Raw genomic sequence first — 15,557 nt, 5'->3', positions numbered from 1 at the left:
CTCGGTGTTTCAGCGCAGGCCACAGGCCCAGAGGAAAGGGCGTGCGCGCTCGCGGCATTTCATGCAACAATCGTTACATTCTTTCGCCGCCGTGTTGCCATCCCTCAATGACACAAGCCACAGCGCTGCCGCAGACGCTCGACCAGCTCAACGCTCTGCTGCGTGAGCGCTACTCTCAATTGAGCCCGCAATTTCAAGCGGGCGCGCGCTTTCTTCTCGACCATCCGCAACGTGTGCCGATCAGCTCGATGCGCGCTATTGCCGCCGAAGCAGGCGTGCAACCGGCCACCTTCGTGCGACTCGCGCAGCATCTCGGCTTCGACGGGTGGCACGGCCTTCGCGAGCTGTTCCTCGAATCGATTCGTCTCGGACCGCAGCCCTATGCAAGCCGCGCACGACAGGTAATACGCGAGGGCGACGCCGCGCGCATGGTGCCCGAGATGTTCCGCGTGCAGCACAACAATCTCGATCTGACGGAAGCCGGCGCGAACGACTCGCTGAGTGCGGCCGTCGATCTGCTGGCGAATGCGGGCACGGTGCACGTGGCTGGCTTTCGTGCGTGCTTTCCCATCGCGTTCACGTTCCAGTACATCTACCGGTTGTTCCGGCCGACGGTACACCTCATCCGTGGCGAAGCGGGCACATTGGAAATGGAATTACGGGCGCTCTCGGCGCGCGACGTCGTGGTGGTGATCAGCTTCGCGCCGTATTCGAACGAAGCGCTGATCGTGACGCGCGCGGCCCGCGCCGCAGGTGCACGTGTGCTGGCACTCACGGACTCGACGGTCTCGCCGCTCGCGCTCGATGCGGACGTGACGGTGCTGTTCTCGCACGAAAGCCCGTCGTTCTTCCCGTCGATCACGGCGGGGATTGCCGTGGTGGAGACCCTCGTCGAAATGCTTCTCGCCCGCAAGGGACGCGGCGCCGTGCGCGCGCTGGAACTGGCCGAAGATCAGTTGCACGGCACCGGGGCTTACGTCAGCCCGTCGGGCAGCGGCTCGAACACCGCGAGCCAACCCGGCCCCCGCGTCAAACCAGACGCGTAAGCGTCGCGCGCTCGCGACACAGCGCCACCGCGAGCGCTGCACTGCCCGCGATCAACGCGGCAGTGAACAATGCGAGGGCGACGGGCATGCCGAAGCGATCGGCGAGCCAGCCGCTGGTGACGACCGGCACCGAAAAGCCGAAGTACGCAAACAGGAAGTACCCGGCGGCCGCCCGCGCACGCAATGCTGACGCGACTGCAGAATTGACGGCCGCCAGTCCACCCAGGTACGTGAAGCCGTAGCACGCCGAACTGGCGATGGCTGCTCCGGCGAGGATCGCGGGCAGGCTGACGTACACCACCCCCAGCGCGAGCACGACGAAACCCAGCGGCACCAGCGCCAACCCGACCCGAACGGCTTGCATGGGGGCCATGCGGCGAGCCGCCGGCTGGAACAGCAGGCCGGTCGAGATGACGAAGAACGTCGCGAATCCTGCCCAAGCGGTATGTCCGTGCGCGGCCAGCGCCGACGGCACCACGCCGATCACAACGCCCACCGCTGCCCACGCGAGCAGGATCGCCATGCCCAGCGGCACCGTCCCGGGGGCGAGCACCGGCCAGCGCAACCACGGCACGTTCGGGTGGCGTGCCGGTGCAGGCAATGCGGCGACGGCGAGTGCCGCAACAAGCGCCAGCGGCAAATACGTCCACAAGCTCAGCGGTGGCAGCATCGATGGCGCCACGATCAGGCACAGGCCTGTGACAAGTGCGCCGGTGCCGAAGCCGAGCGAGGTCGCCGCCGCGACCAGCGCCGCACCGCGCGTCGCCGCGTCTTCGCGGTCTCCGTACAGTTCCGTCATGTAAGCCGTGCCGCTGCCCGCGACGAGGCCGGTCGCCAATCCGTAGCATGCGCGCGCGCCACCGAGCGCGACCAGCGTCGGCCAGCGCAGCGTCAGCCACGTGCCCACGAGGCCCAGCAGAAGCGCGATGGCGAGCGGCAAGCGACGTCCGACACGATCCGACAACCCTGCAAGGAACAGCAGCGCTGGCACCAGCGCGCCGACGTAACACGCAAACGCCAGCGCTTGCGCCCCCGCGCCATACCCGCTCGCCGCCGCGTAGTGCGGCACCAGCGGCGCTTGCAGATTGACGGAGAACGTCACGAGGAAGAGTTGTAGGGCGAGGAGCGGGATCGCCCAGCGGGGCGGCGAAGCGGTCGTGGGGAGCATGATCGGAAAGAGAACATCGGGGGGACACTGCGCAGTGCTCAGTATTGCCAGCGCCTAAATCCAGTGCAATTATTGAATTGTCCTGAGATCAATTCTCGCCTCCATGTCAGCCCCTGCCCGCTATCTCGAACACGTCGAACGGCTTGCCGATGCCATTGCGTCGGGCGAACTGACCTCGGGCACGCGCCTGCCGCCGCAGCGCGACTACGCCGACGCGCACGGGCTCGCCACGTCCACCGTCACACGCATCTATACCGAACTCGCGCGACGCGGCCTTGCCGTGGGCGAGATCGGACGCGGCACCTTCGTGCGCTCGCCCGCCGTTGGCGCGGCCGCTGCCTTTGCGCAATGGGCACCTGCGCCGGGCACGCTGGGCGGCGTCGATCTGGCGTTCAACTACCCGGTGCTGCCGGAGCAAACCGAGGCGTTACGCCAGGCGCTGCGTGAGATGGCGTCCGGTGGGGATTTGAGCGCCTTGCTCGCCCACTCACCGCACGACGGGCAACCGGCCGACAGACGCGCGGCGGCGCATTGGCTGTCGCGCCGCGACGGCGTTGCGGTATCGCCCGATTCGCTGGTCGTTTGCGCGGGCGGGCAGCATGCGCTCGATGTTCTGCAACTGGCGTTGTGCTGCGCGGGTGAGCCGGTCGCCGTCGAGGCCCTCACGTACCCCGGCTGGAAGGCGCTCGCGGCCATGCGCGACGTGCCGCTCGCCGCCGTCTCGATGACGGCCGATGGACTCGATCCCGCAGCGCTGGACAAGCTCTGCCGCCGCCACGCGGGACGACTGCGCGTCGTCTACACCATGCCGACGCTGCACAACCCACTGGGCGGCGTGATGCCGCTCGCGCAACGTTTGGCACTGGTGGAAGTCGCGCGACGTCACGACCTGCTGATCGTCGAAGACAGTGCCTACGGCTTTCTGGTCGCGGACGCCCCGCCGCCGCTTCGTCTGCTCGCACCGGAACGGACGTTCGAAGTGTGCAGCCTGTCCAAACCCGGCGCACCGGGGCTGCGCATCGCCTATCTCGTCGCCCCGTCCGGCCTGCTGCCGCGCGTGCACGCGGCGATGCGAGCCAGTGTGTGGAGTGCCGCCCCGTTGATGGCGCAACTGGCCTCTCGCTGGCTCTCTGACGGCACGATGGACCGCTGGATCACCCGCAAACGCACACTGGCCGCCCAGCGGCAGGCGATTGCCATGCAATGCCTGTCCGGGCTGGATTCGACGGGGTATCCCGGCGCATTCCACCGGCTGGTACCGATCCCTACGTCGACGCCCGCCCTGCGCTGCGACGACATCGTGGCCGCGCTGCAAGCGCGTGGTGTTGCAGTGACGCCGGTCGATGCGTTCGCCGCCCCGGGCCAGACAGCACCGTCGGCCATTCGCATCGCCCTCGGTTCGCCGGGCAGCGACGAGACGCTGCGGGCTGCCCTCATGCAGGTGGCCGATATCGTCAGGACAGCCGGACGTCGCTGAAGTTACCGACGTCACACGGCGACGCGCTGAGATGACGCCGCTGCCGGTTTCTTTTATGATCGACGTGCTTCCTGCGGCCGCACGCCCGGCGCAACTTCCGGTGCGCCATCGCCAGGCGTCGCGCAGGCTTCGTCCCATGTCGACAATACCAAGGACTCCGAATGTCGCTCATCCACTTCTCCCGCGCCCGTTCGCTCGCGCTTGGCACAGCGCTCGTCGTCGGCGCCGCCCTGGCCGCCCCTGCGTTCGCTGCGTCGAACCTCTCCTTCATGGGCAACTCGCCGCTGGCCTACTGGAAGCAACGCGACACCGCGTCGTTCGCCAAGGCCGCGCGTACTGTGCTGACGGAAAAGCAGGACAACGAGACTACCGACTGGACCAATGCAGGCACCGGCAACTCGGTGGCCATCGCCGCGCAGATCACGCCGACCAACACGCAAAAGGACGGCGAGCGCACCTGCCGCGATCTGGTCGTGCTGCTCACCGCCAAGGGTCAGGAAGTCACACTCAAGCTCCCGGCCTGCAAGGCGAACGACAAGGCCGAATGGAAGCTGCAAAAGCGCGGCACGCCCTGATCGGTCCCGATCTGTCGACTGCGACAGACACCGCTGGATAAAAAAATCGCCGGTTCCGAGATGTCGGACCGGCGATTTTTCTAGGGTGGACGAGGCAGGGTGACGGCGTCTTGCCACACCGTCAGCCTGCGAACCCCGTCATGCAGCGGCTGTCTTCTTGTGCCCTTCGACGTCCGGCAACAGGATCGTCACAATGCCGAGCAACGGCAGATAGGCGCACACGTGATAGACGAAGTCGATGCTCGTCGTGTCGGCCAGTTGGCCCAGCACCGCAGCGCCTACACCGCCCATCCCGAACGCGAAGCCGAAGAACAGACCCGACACCGTGCCGACCTTGCCAGGCATCAGTTCCTGCGCATAGACCAGGATGGCCGAGAATGCCGACGCCAGAATCAGACCGATCAGCACCGTCAGAATGCCCGTCCAGAACAGGTTGGCGTAAGGCAGCATCAGCGTGAAAGGCGCAGCACCGAGGATGGAGCCCCAGATCACATACTTGCGGCCAATCTTGTCGCCCAGCGGGCCGCCGATCATCGTGCCCGCCGCCACTGCGAACAGGAAGACGAACAGATGCACCTGCGCGCTTTGCACGGAGACGTGGAACTTGCTGATCAGATAGAAGGTGAAGTAGCTGCTGATGCTCGCGAGATAGAAGTACTTCGAGAAGATCAGCACCAGCAGAATGCCGATGGCGAACAGCACCTTGCCCTGCGACAGTTGCACAGTGCCGCCCCGGCGCGCGGCCTTCTTGCCTTGATTCGCGGCACGTTGCACGGCGTACCAGCGGCTCACGTGATACAGCACGAAGATCGCGACGAGCGCCGCCACCGAGAACCACGCCACGCTGCCACGGCCGTTCGGCACGATAATCAGCGCCGCCAGTAACGGTCCGAGCGACGAGCCGACATTACCGCCGACCTGGAAGAACGATTGCGCCATACCATGGCGTCCGCCCGAGGCCATGCGCGCCACGCGCGAAGACTCCGGATGGAACACCGACGAGCCCATGCCCACGAGCGCCGCCGCGACCAGCAGCATGCCGTAGTTCGGGGCGACAGCCAGCAGCAGCAGACCCACGAGTGTGAAACCCATGCCGACCGGCAGCGAATACGGCTTCGGATGCTTGTCGGTGTACAGGCCCACGACCGGTTGCAGTAGCGACGCCGTGATCTGATACGTCAGCGTGATCAGGCCGACCTGTCCGAAGCTCAGGTTGAAGCCGGACTTGAGCAGCGGGTAGATCGCGAGAATCAACGACTGGATCATGTCGTTGAGCAGGTGGGAAAAGCTGATCGCAGACAGCACGCGGAACGCTGTGCCCTGCGCCGCCGGTGTGTTGGCACCGGGAAGGGACGTTGCAGGTTGACTCGACATGGGTTGGATTGACGTCTAAGGCTTAAGAAAACGGGTGCTGAGGGTCGGTATTCGGGCAAATTGATGCGAATTGACCGACCTATGCAGGAAAGTTGGGATTAATCCCAATTTCCGCCAGAAATTTAATGAGTGAAGTGTAGAGCATGCGTAAATCGTCGTTGCGCCAACTTTTGTCGCGATTACGCCATCCCAGTGTCACGCAAATTGCGGCCAGAACGCCCGCTGATGACGCTTTACACGCCTGCCGGAAGCAGGCCGCGCGCAGGATCGGCATGCGCCGTTCACGCCCATCTGCCGGGCGTTGTGCGGGTTTATCGGGGGTCGGACGCCGTCGGGGATTCGTGTAGAGTCAATTGACGAGTTGTGCCGTGCAGCACGCGTGCACCCAAGAAATGCACCGCAGCACACGTAGGGCCCCACTCTTTCCTTGGTTGGCAGCGAACATGATTCAACACTCCAGAGTCGTGCAGTGGCTGGTGACCGGACTTGTCGTGGCGGTCACGCTTGCGGTCGTCCTTTTCCTGGGCTGGCTGCGCATTTATCACATGTCGCAGTCGATTCTTCAGGAAGAAGCGGTCCGTCAGCGCGACGCACTCGAGCGCATCGTCGCGCAGGCTGAAAGTACGCTGCGTGGTGCCACCCCGTGGGTCGGCCGCTCGTGCAGCGAGGTCAGTACCTCGCTCCAGGCCGCTGGCACCCTCAGTCCCTACTTCCGTTCCATCTGGCTCGTCTCGCGTGGACAGCTGTATTGCTCGTCGGTCATTCGTTCGGATGTGGCGCTCAACATGCCCCTCCCAGCGGACCTCGTGCCAATGCTGACGGGGACCCGCACGTTGCTCGTCAGCGGCACACCTTATGTCCGTGAGGCCCCCGCACTGGCGCTTTACGTGCCGACCTCGGCCACGGACGGCGTGCTCGGGTTCGTCGACGGCATCTACCTCACCGAGACGCTGCACAGCGTCAAGAGCAGCGATCTGGCGTGGACGGCCATGACGGTGGGCAACGTTGCGCTGACATCGGAAGGGCCGCGTCTGGAATCGGCAGGTGTTGCGACGCGCGGGGCGCAGATTTCACTCACGTCGGAACACTTCACGACGTCGCTGGCAGGCAGCCCCTCGCTGATGCGCTCGCTCGCCGCCAGTCAGGCACCGATCTTCCTGTCGTTTGGCGGCATCGTGGCATTTTTGCTCGGTGTCCTGACCTTCAGCCATTTCGGGCCGGCGCAATTCATGAAGCGTCAGATCGCCCACGGCATCAAGCGCAACGAATTCAAGGTCTACTACCAGCCGGTCATGGAACTGGCCACCGGCCGTTGCGCGGGGGCCGAAGCGCTGATGCGCTGGCACCATCCCGTGGCCGGACTGGTGCGCCCGGACGCCTTCATCCCCATTGCCGAAGACAACGGGCTCATCATCGAGCTCACGCGTTCGCTACTGCGCCAGATTCGCAACGACGTCGCCAAGGGCGCGCTGCCGCAGGGCTTTCACATCGGCATCAACCTCGCGGAACGCCATCTGCGTGACACCACCATCATTCACGACATCGAGCGGTACTATGGCACGCTGAACGATACGTACCCGATGGTGGCCGAGATCACCGAGCGCTACGTGATTCGCGACACGGCCGCCGCGCGCAACGTGATGGCCGAGTTGCAGCGGCGTGGCATCGAAACGGCGCTTGACGACTTCGGGGCCGAAAACAACTCCATCGGGTATCTGAAGCGCTACGACTTCAACTATCTGAAGATCGACAAGGAATTCCTGCCCGTCACCGAAGACGATGTGGTCACGCGCAACATCTGCGACTCCATCATTCATCTGGCCGAGCGGCTGGATATGACGATCGTGGCGGAGGGTGTGGAGAACGAAATGCAGGCGAATTACCTGCGCGGGCGCAACGTCACTTATGCGCAGGGCTATTTGTTCGCGCGGCCGATTGCGTTCGATGAGCTGGTGCAATACGCGATTGCGCATGCGGGCACGGGACTGACGGCCGTGAAGACCAGCGCGCCGACACGCGCTCCCATGACGTCGCTGACGCCCCGCAAGGCAGGTTGATCTGTCATGCAGTACAAAAACGCCGGACCCGTGAAGATGACGGCTGACGCCGGTCGTCACCGGTCAGGCGTTTCTGCCAGACGGCACCGCAACCGGTCAGAAGACCAACTGCGGCATGTTGCTGCGTGGCGCCGGTGCGGCCGCCGCGCGTGTGCTGTCCCGCATTTCGGCGCGCAACAACCACAATCGCTGCGCGACGAAACGTCTGAAGCGCATTTCACCCGCGGAGAAAGAGATTTGCATCTGATGTCGCTTGCCGTTGGGCAGCGTGCGAACCAGACGATAGTATCGAGCCCCGTCAACCGTTTCCTTGATATTCCTGACGCGCATCATTTCACCCCGTTTCTGTTGTGTCAGGTGAGTGGGCACTTCACTTCGGTAAACGTCGCATTCCCGGTCATACCACTTAAGACTTGTTGAAGACTTGAGTATTTCAGGTCTGAAGCAATACGAACCGGCCTGGGGGGGCATGCGGCAAAAATCAATGTAGTGGAGAAACGTCCCCCATTCGTCCCCCAACGTGGCGTCCGAAGCGAGCTTCGTTGGTGCGCCGCAACAGTTCCTCGTCCAGCCCTCGTACCCGCTGGTTCGCCCACCCTCTACAATGCGGCCACCTGCTGTGTTTGATCAAAAAAATCATTATGGTTTCCGAACCTTCTTCAACGCCGGATAATGTTTTGCGCAACGGAACGGGTGATGCCCTCCAGGTGAGCGGCTCGCTATGGCTGCATCGCGGCAATTCGTCGCTGGGCGGCCAGGCGCGCATTGCGCTGCTCGAACACATTGCGTCGCAAGGCTCGATCACGGCGGCCGCCAAGGCGGCGGGCATGAGCTACAAAGCCGCGTGGGACGCCGTCGACGCCATGAACCAGCTCGCCGGTGAGCCGCTCGTCGAGCGCAGCACCGGCGGACGCGGCGGTGGCGGCACGCGCCTCACCGCCCGTGGCGCAAAGCTGGTCGCGGCATTTCGCGCTGTGGAAGCGGCGCAGCAGCAGTTTCTCGCGCGTGTAGCGAACGATCTCGAACATTTCGACGAGCAATGGCCGGTCATCGCACGGCTCGGACTTCAGACCAGCGCGCGCAATCAGTTGCACGGAACGATCACGGCCATTCGGCACTGCGGTGTGAACGACGAAGTGACGCTAACGCTGCCCGGCGGCGAAGCGATCACGGCGTCGCTCACCCATCACAGTACCCAAACGCTCGGGCTCGCGGTCGGCGGACAAGCGTTCGCGCTGATCAAAGCGCCATGGATCGAGATTGCGCGCGGCGCGGATCTCGCGGGGTTGCCCACGGCGAACCGCTTATCCGGCACCGTGGATACCGTCACCGACGATTCGGGTCAGGCGGAAGTGATCCTGGCGCTACCCGGCGGCAGCCGTCTCGCGGCCGTCATGCCGCAGGAAACGTTCACCGCGCGCGGCCTCACGACAGGTGTCGGTGCGACGGCCGCATTCGCTGCCGTCAGTGTGATCGTTGGCGTGATGGCCTGACGCCGATGGCAAAGGCCCGCCATGCCGGGCCTTCTTCATCATTGCGCGTCCCCCTTACATCGCAGGGGTTTCGCAAACCGGCGTGGGTTGGCGACCCGCATCCCGGCGATCCAGACGCAGGCTCAGCAGCGCGACGCCCACCCCCACCAGCGGCACCAGCGCCGCCACCCAGGGCACGGCCGTCAGTCCGGGGCCATGCTCGATGACGAAGCCGCCGAGCCACGCGCCGATGGCGTTGCCGAGATTGAACGCGGCGATGTTGAAGCTCGATGCGAGGCTCTCGCCAGCCCCCGACGCCTTTTCCATCACCCACAGTTGCAGCGGCGCGACCGTTGCGAACGCCGTTGCCCCGAGCAAGGCCACGAACACGATGGCGAACCACGGCGAGTGCAGTGCGAACGTCATCAGTCCGAGCACGACGGAGAGCGACAGCAGGCTGCCCAGCACCGTGCGCACGACATGACGATCCGCAAGCTTGCCGCCCAGCAGATTGCCGACGACCAGACCACCGCCGAAGATCAGCAGAATCGGCGAGACCGCGCCTTCGGAGAAGCCCGTCACCGTCGTGAGCAACGGCGCGATGTACGTGAACACACCGAACACCCCCACCCATCCCAGCACAGTCGTCAACAACCCGAGCAGCACCGGGCGACGTGCCAGCGCACGCAAGTCCGCACGCCAGTCGCCAGCGTCTGCCGGGGCCGCGATCTTCGGCACGAACCGGGCGATCACGAGCAATGCGAGGGCACCGATGACCGTCACGGCCCAGAAGCTGGCGCGCCAGCCGAAGTGCTGACCCAGCCAGGTGCCGAAGGGCACGCCGAGAATGTTGGCGACGGTCAGGCCCATGAACATCACGGCAATCGCCGACGCACGGCGTTCGCGCGGCACGAGGCCCGTCGCTACGACCGACCCGACGCCGAAGAACGTGCCGTGCGCGAACGACGTCAGCACACGCGCTGCCATCAGCGCACCATAACTCGGCGCGAGCGCACAGGCGGCGTTGCCGATGGTGAAGATGGCCATGAGCACCAGCAGCACGGTCTTGCGAGGCCACCGGGCGGTGGCGGTCGTCATGATGGGCGCGCCGACGACGACACCCAGCGCGTAGCCGGAAATCAAGAGGCCGGCGGCCGCAATCGACACGCCAAAATCGGCGCCGACGTTGAGCAGCAGGCCCATGATCACGAATTCCGTCACGCCAATGCCAAAGGCACCGGCAGTCAGGGCATAGAGGGCGATAGGCACGGAAAACTCCTGTCTGAAAGACTGAATATCGGGGCGGGCTCCGCCGTCGAATCGATGAACCGAATGCCCTGGCTGTCCGACGCGCGTGAACCGATGTGCGGAATATAGACGCCCCCTCATTGATGAAATAGACTGCGCCAAGGAAAATCATTTGTGACTTCAGGTCACAAAACCACGCGAACGCCATAACCTCAAAAATCGAGGACACCTCCGATGGGCCGACAGGACGTCAACCGCTCAGGCGACATGGAAGTTTTTGCGCGAGTGGTGGAGTTGGGCGGTTTCTCGGCAGCGGCGCGTGCGTTGCACATGACACCGTCGGCCGTCAGCAAGCTCGTCGCGCGGCTCGAAGGGCGGCTGGGCGCGCGACTATTCAATCGCTCGACGCGTCGCTTGCAACTCACCCCCGAGGGCACCGCATTTCACGAGCGCGCGTTGCGCGTGCTGGCCGATATCGACGCCGCGGAGCGCGAAGCGGCGGCGGGCGCGGTGCCGCGCGGTTTGTTGCGGGTGAATTCGAGTGTGCCCATCGGCACGCTGTATCTGCTGCCGGTCATCCCCGCGTTCCTTGCGAAGTACCCCGAAATCCGGCTCGACCTGACGCTCACCGACACGGTCGTCGACCTGTTGTCGCAGCGCGCCGATGTGGCCGTGCGTGCTGGCGCATTGCGCGATTCACGGCTGGTGGCGCGCAAGCTCGGCGAGAGCCGCGTGCACGTGGTGGCGTCGCCTGACTATCTGGCGCGCAGCGCGGCGCTGCAAACGCCAGCCGACCTAATCCGTCACAACGTCATGGCGTTCAATTTCGAGCGTCAGATTCAGGGGTTGCCGTTCCTCGACGGCGCGGGCGGCGTCACCTTGTATCCGCCTGCAGGGAACGTGCTGGTGAGTGACGGCGAGACGATGCGCAAACTCGCACTCGAAGGGCTGGGACTCGCGCGTCACTCCCGATATCACGTCGACGCCGATCTGCGCGACGGCCGCCTCGTGACCGTGCTCGAAGACTACAACCCCGGCGATCTGGAGCCGGTGCATGCCGTTTATGTGGGACAGGGCGGCCACTTGCCCGCCCGCGTCCGCGCGTTTCTCGACTTCCTTGTGGAGCACGTGCACCTGCCGTGTTGACCTCTGTGTGGTCGCGCTCGCTCACGTTCTCTTCACGTCACCGTCATGCCGCCTTCACTTCGCGATGCGACCAGACGAACAACGGCCATGCGAGTGCCGCGCAGATCATGCCCCCGGCCCAGACCAGCCCCCATCCGCCCAGCGAGAGCAGCAGCGGAATCGCCAGCGGCGTGAGGAACATCGTCAGGAACACACCGGTGTTGCCGATGCCCAGCGCCGTGCCCGCGCGGGACGCCCCCGCGAGCGTGGCCAGTTCCGTGAAAGCCACGCCATGCCATGCCGAGGCGACCACACCGCCCACAATCAGCAGCGCGATCATCACCGGCGTGCCGTGCGCGAGCCACTCGGGACGCATCGAAAGTAATCCCACCAGCGCGCCCAACATCGCGAACACCACGCCGACCACCAACGTGCAGACGCGCAGATAGGCGGGACGGTTGCGGCGCTTGTCGGTGAAGCGTCCGCTCCACACGCGTGTGATCGCGGCTCCCGCCTGCACAGCCCCCAACGTGAGCGAAATCGTCAGCACGCTCACATGGGCGAAGTCGTGCAGAAAGACCGTGCCGAAGGTGAGCACGGCGATTTGCGGCATGGCGAGCACGGCCATGCCGAGCGCGGTGCTGAGCAGGCGGGCATCACGCAACGGCGAGTAGGCGGCAGCGGGGCGGCCACCGGCGCTGGCCGATACCGGGCGCGGCGCTTCGTGCGGCTCGTCCGGCGGTTCGAGCAACCACAGCCATGCCATGCCCGCTGCGGCCACGCACGCCAATGCCAGGCCGATGAAGACCCCGTTGAAGCCGAAGTGAACCGCCGTCCCCGGCAACAGCAGCGCACCGATCCCACCGCCCATCGGCACCGCGCATTGCCGCACGCTCATCGCGAGACCGCGCTCACTGTCGTGAAACCATCGCATCACGGCGCGCCCGCTCGAACCGTTCACGCTACCGCCCAGCACGCCGATGGCCAGCATCCCGGCCGCGAGCATCGGCATCGACGGAACGAAGTGCGTGGTCGGCACCCCCCACAGGCCGAGGCCGAGCAGCGCCGCCGCCGTCACCAGCAACCCAACGAGCAATACCCGCCGGTCGCCCCATCGATCCGTGAGCATGCCCCATGGCAATTCCGAGATGGCAATGCCCAGACCGATCATGCCGAGCACGAGGCCGAGGTCGCCATTGGCCAAGGCGTAGGCGCTGCGCATCTGCACGGCCGTGGCAGGAATACCGCCCATCGCCGCCGCGAAGCTGGCATTGGCCGCCACGCCGACGCCCAGCACCTTCCAACGATGATTGCGATTGAGTTGTGGGGCGGCGGCATCCGGGGCACGCGGCACAGCGGTGGCCGGAAGACGATTCGCCGCAGCAGAGGCAGAGCAAAGACGTTCGTTCATGAGTGACACGGTGCGCGGGTGGTCAACACGCGGCTCTGAAAGGGGGAAAGGGGGGTAAAGGCGGTATCGCGGGGTCGCGCTTGCGCGTAAATCCGGATGCCATGCTCCGCATCCTACGGAGGTACAATCCATCGGAAAAGCGGGAAAACTCGATGACATATATCGTGTTTTCCGGATTAACTCCGGTGGCCTGCCGACGTGTGGTCCACCTCGGGTCCGTACCTTGTATGTCCCGTGCTACTCCCGGGTCCGTCCCCCGAATTACCGTTTTACCGAGTGCCACTATGAATGCCCGCGCCTTCGATCTGACCCAGCTACGTACGTTTATCGCCATTCACGACGCCGGCAGCATTTCGGCCGCCGCCGAACAGATCTTCCTGTCGCAATCGACGGTCAGCGAGCAACTAAAGAAGCTCGAAGAGCGGGCCGGACAGTCGCTGCTCGTCCGCTCGCGAAAGGGCATGCGCGCCACGCCCGCTGGCACGCGACTGCTCGCTTACGCACGTCAGATCGCGGCGCTGTCGGAAGCCGCGTTCGAGGATCTCCAGGGGGTGTTGCTCGACGGCGAGTTGCGCATCGCGATCACGGACTATTACCGTCCGCACGACGTCGCCCGCGTTCTCAAGCGATTCACGAGCCTCTATCCGCGTCTGCGCCTGCACGTGAGTGCCATGCAGAGTTCGCAGATTGAGCGCTCAGCCATGACGGGCGAGCATTTCGACGTAGGGCTGGCGTTACGGCTGATGAGCGAGGATGTCGCCGATAGCACCGCGACTGATGACGATTTCGGGGGGGCTTCGGCCACGCTGGTACGACGCGAGCGTCTGGTGTGGGCGATGGCGGCGACGCAGACGGCTACCGTCGACATGCCGCTGCCCCTCGTGACTCTCCCCCGCACGTGCGCGTTGCAAACGCTTGTCGCGAGCGTGCTGGAGCGGCACAAGGTGGCGTACCGGGTATCGCATTCGGCGGCTGGGGTCGCGGGCATGCAACTCGCGCTGGCTGCCGGGCTCGGGGTGTCCTGCCTGAATGAGTCAGCGCTCACGCCCGAGCTAATCGTCTGCCCGCCGTCGCTTGGGCTGCCGCCGCTGCCGCGCGCCGAATTCCATCTGCTGCCGGGACGCGCCGATGAAACCGACCTGATCCGCCATGCGCGCAATGCGCTGCTGCGGCTGTTCGCGTGATACCTTTGCCGCTGATCTCGTTCTTGTCCGCAATTTGCGGTTGCCGTCATGCCGGAAGCCACACCCAATCAACCGATTCGTCTGAATTTCAACACCCGCCGAGCGTTGCTGTTCGCGCTGACGGCAGAGCGTCTGTCGGCGTTTTACGAGCATGGGCAATGGATGACGGACAAGCAGGGCGCGACGCTCGCCCAGATGTGGCTATCGCGCTCTAAGTTGCAATTGCCGCTGGATGAGCGCCGTTTGTTGTCGTCGTTGAGCGACGATTTCGCCCGCGAACTGGCGGGCACGCTCTCACGCGAAGCCGGGCTGTACACGGCGCATGAAATGACGGAATCGCTCGACGCGGACTATGCGTACGCGTCGGTGGTGGCGCAGGATCTGCTGGAAGATTGCACGCGACGCCTCGTTGAAGCGGGCATCACGGAATAAGTCCGATCGCCTACGAAAGCGTTGCCATTTGCGCGCAGAATGGCCTGGTGCGTTTGTCAGGTCTTGATGCCGCGCTCTTGCACGAGTACCCACGGCGCGACGACGACGGCCCACAGTTCGGGCGTGCGTGCGGCGAAATCGGCGGCGGTGTCGGCCTGCATGCGTTGCACCATGCCGGACGTCAGCCATTGCGTGACGGTAGGTTTGTCGTCGTTGGCGACGGCTTCGGCGACGGAGACGAGGTCGACGCCTGGCGTGACGAACAGCAGAACGCCGCGCGCGAAGAACGACTCCAGATCTTTCCAGTCGATCTTGGCGGTTTCGCCGAGCAGGCGCAGATAGACCTCGCTGGGCTGCGTGGACGCATCGGAGGACGTGGCGTGGGTCGAATCGGTGGGCTTGGCGGAATCCATTACAGCGGCCGGTGAAGAAAACCCGCATTGTAATGCGCCCCGGCGAGCGCGACGGTGGTAGCATCGGAACCCCGCGTGCGGGCCGGTGTCGCAGTCACATGGCACGGCTGCCGCGAGGTGGCTAACGTTTTACCGAGGACCCCGCATGCCCAAACAAAAAACCGACCCCAAGCTTGAACAGGCCCTGACGCGCGGCGACCTCGCCATGCGCCAGATCAACTCCGCCCGTGCAACCGCGCTGCTGCGCTCGCTTGGCGAGATGATCGTGGCGGCGTCGGCGACGATCGGCGTCGAGGCAACGGTGGATGTGCCGAACGGCGACAAGGTCTACGATCCGGAAGACGGCGTCTGGCCGCAGGCACTCGTGGTGTCGTTCGACGGCCCCATCGAAGAGATGGACGAAGAAGAACTGCGTACGGTGCAATTGATCGCCGACAAGCATCCCGAGACGTTCGTGGCGGTGTGGCACCGTGCGGACGGCAAGATCGGCCGTCAGGAAGCGCGTCCGCTCGCGATGGTCGCATTCCTGACCGACGTCGAAGTGCCCTGGCTCGACGACGACGCTTAAAAGCTGC

At 64.9% G+C, this 15,557-nt stretch carries 15 protein-coding genes; 9 read left to right on the top strand and 6 right to left on the bottom strand.

What is annotated here, in order from left to right:
- The first annotated feature begins 107 nt into the window (after nucleotides 1–107).
- On the top strand, nucleotides 108–1,046 hold the full coding sequence (locus tag PAN31117_RS16900; protein ID WP_150739220.1) for a MurR/RpiR family transcriptional regulator: 939 nt from the start codon (nucleotides 108–110) through the stop codon (nucleotides 1,044–1,046).
- Here the strand turns inward: PAN31117_RS16900 and PAN31117_RS16895 are convergent.
- Complete coding sequence (locus tag PAN31117_RS16895) at nucleotides 1,030–2,214, bottom strand: MFS transporter (protein ID WP_150739219.1); 1,185 nt, start codon at nucleotides 2,212–2,214, stop codon at nucleotides 1,030–1,032. The two genes, PAN31117_RS16900 and PAN31117_RS16895, sit on opposite strands and share 17 nt — an antisense overlap.
- A gap of 103 nt (nucleotides 2,215–2,317) precedes the next feature.
- Between PAN31117_RS16895 and PAN31117_RS16890 the strand changes: the two genes are divergently transcribed.
- Entirely contained in the window at nucleotides 2,318–3,691 is a 1,374-nt protein-coding gene (locus tag PAN31117_RS16890) for an aminotransferase-like domain-containing protein (RefSeq protein ID WP_150739218.1), read from the top strand.
- Nucleotides 3,692–3,852: 161 nt separating this feature from the next.
- Nucleotides 3,853–4,266: a hypothetical protein gene (locus tag PAN31117_RS16885; protein WP_039394491.1), complete on the top strand. Its 414-nt coding sequence runs from the start codon at nucleotides 3,853–3,855 to the stop codon at nucleotides 4,264–4,266.
- 138 nt (nucleotides 4,267–4,404) lie between these two features.
- Here PAN31117_RS16885 and PAN31117_RS16880 read toward each other — a convergent pair whose 3' ends face one another.
- Nucleotides 4,405–5,640: an MFS transporter gene (locus PAN31117_RS16880; RefSeq protein ID WP_150739217.1), complete on the bottom strand. Its 1,236-nt coding sequence runs from the start codon at nucleotides 5,638–5,640 to the stop codon at nucleotides 4,405–4,407.
- A gap of 443 nt (nucleotides 5,641–6,083) precedes the next feature.
- On the opposite strand from PAN31117_RS16880, the gene PAN31117_RS16875 reads away from it, so the two are divergent.
- Entirely contained in the window at nucleotides 6,084–7,697 is a 1,614-nt protein-coding gene (locus PAN31117_RS16875; RefSeq protein ID WP_174991003.1) for an EAL domain-containing protein, read from the top strand.
- A gap of 96 nt (nucleotides 7,698–7,793) precedes the next feature.
- On the opposite strand, the gene PAN31117_RS16870 is transcribed toward PAN31117_RS16875, so the two are convergent.
- Nucleotides 7,794–8,216, bottom strand: coding sequence for a hypothetical protein (locus PAN31117_RS16870; RefSeq protein ID WP_150739215.1), 423 nt, complete (start codon nucleotides 8,214–8,216; stop codon nucleotides 7,794–7,796).
- Between the two features lie 122 nt (nucleotides 8,217–8,338).
- Here PAN31117_RS16870 and PAN31117_RS16865 point away from each other — a divergent pair, with 122 nt between their 5' ends.
- Nucleotides 8,339–9,190, top strand: coding sequence for a TOBE domain-containing protein (locus PAN31117_RS16865; RefSeq protein WP_150739214.1), 852 nt, complete (start codon nucleotides 8,339–8,341; stop codon nucleotides 9,188–9,190).
- A gap of 54 nt (nucleotides 9,191–9,244) precedes the next feature.
- Here PAN31117_RS16865 and PAN31117_RS16860 read toward each other — a convergent pair whose 3' ends face one another.
- Nucleotides 9,245–10,438 (bottom strand): MFS transporter, encoded by a 1,194-nt coding sequence (locus PAN31117_RS16860; RefSeq protein WP_150739213.1) that lies wholly within the window; start codon nucleotides 10,436–10,438, stop codon nucleotides 9,245–9,247.
- Nucleotides 10,439–10,651: 213 nt separating this feature from the next.
- On the opposite strand from PAN31117_RS16860, the gene PAN31117_RS16855 reads away from it, so the two are divergent.
- Entirely contained in the window at nucleotides 10,652–11,563 is a 912-nt protein-coding gene (locus PAN31117_RS16855; RefSeq protein ID WP_150739212.1) for a LysR family transcriptional regulator, read from the top strand.
- Nucleotides 11,564–11,606: 43 nt separating this feature from the next.
- Here PAN31117_RS16855 and PAN31117_RS16850 read toward each other — a convergent pair whose 3' ends face one another.
- Nucleotides 11,607–12,953, bottom strand: a complete 1,347-nt coding sequence (locus PAN31117_RS16850) for an MFS transporter (RefSeq protein ID WP_150739211.1) — start codon at nucleotides 12,951–12,953, stop codon at nucleotides 11,607–11,609.
- A 284-nt stretch (nucleotides 12,954–13,237) separates the two neighbouring features.
- On the opposite strand from PAN31117_RS16850, the gene PAN31117_RS16845 reads away from it, so the two are divergent.
- The gene (locus tag PAN31117_RS16845; RefSeq protein ID WP_150739210.1) at nucleotides 13,238–14,137 is read left to right on the top strand and encodes a LysR family transcriptional regulator; all 900 of its coding nucleotides are present in this window, start codon (nucleotides 13,238–13,240) and stop codon (nucleotides 14,135–14,137) included.
- Nucleotides 14,138–14,185: 48 nt separating this feature from the next.
- The gene (locus PAN31117_RS16840; RefSeq protein ID WP_039394469.1) at nucleotides 14,186–14,569 is read left to right on the top strand and encodes a hypothetical protein; all 384 of its coding nucleotides are present in this window, start codon (nucleotides 14,186–14,188) and stop codon (nucleotides 14,567–14,569) included.
- Between the two features lie 56 nt (nucleotides 14,570–14,625).
- Here PAN31117_RS16840 and PAN31117_RS16835 read toward each other — a convergent pair whose 3' ends face one another.
- A complete protein-coding gene (locus PAN31117_RS16835) occupies nucleotides 14,626–14,982 on the bottom strand; it encodes a DUF2288 domain-containing protein (RefSeq protein ID WP_150739209.1) in 357 nt (118 codons plus the stop codon).
- Between the two features lie 145 nt (nucleotides 14,983–15,127).
- Here PAN31117_RS16835 and PAN31117_RS16830 point away from each other — a divergent pair, with 145 nt between their 5' ends.
- Nucleotides 15,128–15,550 carry a hypothetical protein gene (locus PAN31117_RS16830; protein WP_039394462.1) on the top strand — a complete coding sequence of 141 codons (423 nt, stop codon included), beginning with the start codon at nucleotides 15,128–15,130 and terminating at the stop codon, nucleotides 15,548–15,550.
- Nucleotides 15,551–15,557 lie beyond the last annotated feature (7 nt).

Origin of the sequence: Pandoraea anapnoica (genome assembly GCF_902459765.1) — a bacterium.
Taxonomy (GTDB): Bacteria; Pseudomonadota; Gammaproteobacteria; order Burkholderiales; family Burkholderiaceae; genus Pandoraea; species Pandoraea anapnoica.
Note: the sequence above shows the minus strand (reverse complement) of the source record. Positions and strands in the feature narration are given on the sequence as shown.

Excerpts from the sequence above, each read along its gene's own strand:
- PAN31117_RS16900 (WP_150739220.1), top strand. The coding sequence starts at position 108 with ATGACACAAGCCACAGCGCTGCCGCAGACGCTCGACCAGCTCAACGCT.
- PAN31117_RS16895 (WP_150739219.1), bottom strand. The coding sequence starts at position 2,214 with ATGCTCCCCACGACCGCTTCGCCGCCCCGCTGGGCGATCCCGCTCCTC.
- PAN31117_RS16890 (WP_150739218.1), top strand. The coding sequence starts at position 2,318 with ATGTCAGCCCCTGCCCGCTATCTCGAACACGTCGAACGGCTTGCCGAT.
- PAN31117_RS16885 (WP_039394491.1), top strand. The coding sequence starts at position 3,853 with ATGTCGCTCATCCACTTCTCCCGCGCCCGTTCGCTCGCGCTTGGCACA.
- PAN31117_RS16880 (WP_150739217.1), bottom strand. The coding sequence starts at position 5,640 with ATGTCGAGTCAACCTGCAACGTCCCTTCCCGGTGCCAACACACCGGCG.
- PAN31117_RS16875 (WP_174991003.1), top strand. The coding sequence starts at position 6,084 with ATGATTCAACACTCCAGAGTCGTGCAGTGGCTGGTGACCGGACTTGTC.
- PAN31117_RS16865 (WP_150739214.1), top strand. The coding sequence starts at position 8,339 with ATGGTTTCCGAACCTTCTTCAACGCCGGATAATGTTTTGCGCAACGGA.
- PAN31117_RS16855 (WP_150739212.1), top strand. The coding sequence starts at position 10,652 with ATGGGCCGACAGGACGTCAACCGCTCAGGCGACATGGAAGTTTTTGCG.
- PAN31117_RS16850 (WP_150739211.1), bottom strand. The coding sequence starts at position 12,953 with ATGAACGAACGTCTTTGCTCTGCCTCTGCTGCGGCGAATCGTCTTCCG.
- PAN31117_RS16845 (WP_150739210.1), top strand. The coding sequence starts at position 13,238 with ATGAATGCCCGCGCCTTCGATCTGACCCAGCTACGTACGTTTATCGCC.
- PAN31117_RS16840 (WP_039394469.1), top strand. The coding sequence starts at position 14,186 with ATGCCGGAAGCCACACCCAATCAACCGATTCGTCTGAATTTCAACACC.
- PAN31117_RS16835 (WP_150739209.1), bottom strand. The coding sequence starts at position 14,982 with ATGGATTCCGCCAAGCCCACCGATTCGACCCACGCCACGTCCTCCGAT.
- PAN31117_RS16830 (WP_039394462.1), top strand. The coding sequence starts at position 15,128 with ATGCCCAAACAAAAAACCGACCCCAAGCTTGAACAGGCCCTGACGCGC.